Annotated in this window: 2 protein-coding genes; one reads left to right on the top strand and one right to left on the bottom strand. The window is 66.0% G+C overall.

Annotation, left to right across the window (positions count from 1 at the left end):
- On the top strand, window positions 1-394 hold a 394-nt coding region (locus ACXAHD_RS31975), incomplete at its 5' end, for a tetratricopeptide repeat protein (RefSeq protein WP_475055142.1).
- A gap of 570 nt (window positions 395-964) precedes the next feature.
- Here ACXAHD_RS31975 and ACXAHD_RS31970 read toward each other — a convergent pair.
- A complete protein-coding gene (locus tag ACXAHD_RS31970; protein WP_475055141.1) occupies window positions 965-1,672 on the bottom strand; it encodes a DUF4279 domain-containing protein in 708 nt (235 codons plus the stop codon).
- Window positions 1,673-2,216: the final 544 nt, after the last annotated feature.

Below are 2,216 nucleotides of genomic sequence, written 5' to 3'. Positions count from 1 at the left end.
GGCCAACAGCTACCACCAACTCGGCATCATCGCCCAGGACCGGGGTGACTACCCCGAAGCGGAACGCCGCTACCAGCAATCCCTCACCATCGACGAGGAGTTGGGCAACCGCGCCGGCATGGCTACCTCGTTCAGCCAGCTCGGAACCCTGCGTACCGAAACAGGTAACTTCGCCGAGGCAGTGGCCTTCCATTGCCAGGCCCTCGCGATACGTCTCGGAATCGGCGTTCCCCAAGCCGCCTTCGATATCGCTAGGCTCCGTGACCTCCGCGTGAAACTCGGCGAACATGGATTCTCCGACGCAGTCACCGCCATCCTCGACGAACAATCGTCGCAGGCGCTGACCGCTCTACTCGACCAAACCAACAGACCAGAACAAGAAGACGGCGCATAGACCCCTCCAGCCCGCAGTAGAAACCCCCAAAGAAGCCGCGCAGCCTGCTCGCTCATCTGCCGCCGACCGCGCGACTGCGGGGCGGGAGTGGTCAGCACAGCGGTGATCGGTACAGCACTTCGACGTACCTGATCTCGTCGTGGACCACGTCGAGGATGAGGTGGCCCGGCCAAGGCGCGTCGAGGCAGACATTGCGGTGGCCATCGCCGTAGGCGCCAGCCGGCTTCGGCGCGGTGTGGAAGCTCTGGCAGAAGTCGTCCCCGCAACCGCACGTCTGCACGACTCGCAGCCGCCCAACCTGCTCCGCCAGCGGTCCTCGCCTTCTGCCCTGAGCGCCGCGGCGAGTTCGGCGGTGAAGATCGGCCACCTCGTAGAGAGCAACGGTGCGTGCGCAGGGTAGTTACCCACGAAGAGGCAAGCTACCTGTGCGACGCCCCGAGCACACGCTCATTTGCCGCTGACTGCGGGTTTGCAAGGCGAGGGTGTGCGGCGCGGCGCAGGCACCTGGGGCGGAGGTGCGGGTCGACCGTCGCCGGTTCTGGTGATGGCGGGCATGACGGGCGTCGCCGGTCAGTAGACGTACTGGTCGCAGTCGAGCCACAGGTGGAGGTCCGCCAGTCGCCGCATCGTCTCGGCGGTGAGATGCAAAGCGGGTGTCGTCACCAGGATATCGCCGGCCCCGTCCCGTCCGGAGTGCATCTCGATCACGACGTTGATCCCCACCCGGAGTCGGAGCACCTGCCGGACGCGTGCCAGCCCTTCGGCGTAGGGCTCGATGACATCGAGCAACTCCGCGAGGACAAGCTCGGTGTCGTACTCATCCCGCTGCGGCACGTCGACGTACCAGCCACTTGACCTGCGGACGCGCTGACCCACGGCTTCGCCGCGTCGGTGAATCCGCGTGGGCTCCAGTCCGACCAGCCGCGTCACCTGTCCCGGATCGAAGTCCAACCCATCGTCATCCTCGACAGGAACCACCGTCAGGTAGGCGCGTTGAACGCACCTGACCACCACGGGGTCGGTCCCGCCCCGGTCTTCATCGTCGCCCACGATTCGGGGAGCATACGGTCCCGGGAACGTCTCCGGGTCCGCCCGTTGCTGATTCGCAAGGATGTGACGGTGCGACACGAGCATCATGTCTTCCACAGCCCTCCGCCGGCGGCGCCGGTCGAAGTTCGCGCGGCGCTCGATCGCGGCGATCTCCCAGCCGCGTTGGATGCCATGGTCGGCACCGCACTGTACGGCGATGGGGACTGGACAGAGGTGCAGGAACTGCATCTCCAGCTGCTCGCACACGACGATGACCAGGTCAGCGCCCTCGCCGCGACGTGTCTGGGCCATCTGGCGAGGGTCTACCGGCAGCTGGACGAAGGCCGAGGAGTCGCCGCGCTACGCCGAGCCCGGTCGAGTCCACACATCGACGGTCCCGCCGCGAACGCCCTGGAAGACATAGGAGTCTTCCTGCATCCGCGACGCGCACGTTGGCGAGGACGCTTGTGGAGATTCGTCCGTCCTTGGACGACCTTGCCCGGCACGCATGCGGCGTCTTCCGCCATGCTGACCGCAGCACTCGCCGGGTCCGCCAAACGTCAGGTGACCGGGAGCCGTGACCGGGCATCCATTCGGCGGCGCCTAGGGCATCGCGCCTCGCCGCGCTCAGTTCCAGGGATCAGCATCCGGATCCTCACCGAGCATCCGCGCGGCCTCTAGACGAGTAGTTCCGAAGTCAGAGGTCGATGTCCGGGCATGAGGAGAGGGCATCCAAGATCATGTTGTGACGCAAGACCTGGACACCCTCTTGACCGCACTGTACGTGAAGATC

This window comes from Micromonospora sp. ABR4_055, from assembly GCF_056160425.1.
This window is presented reverse-complemented; position numbering and strand designations above follow the sequence as displayed.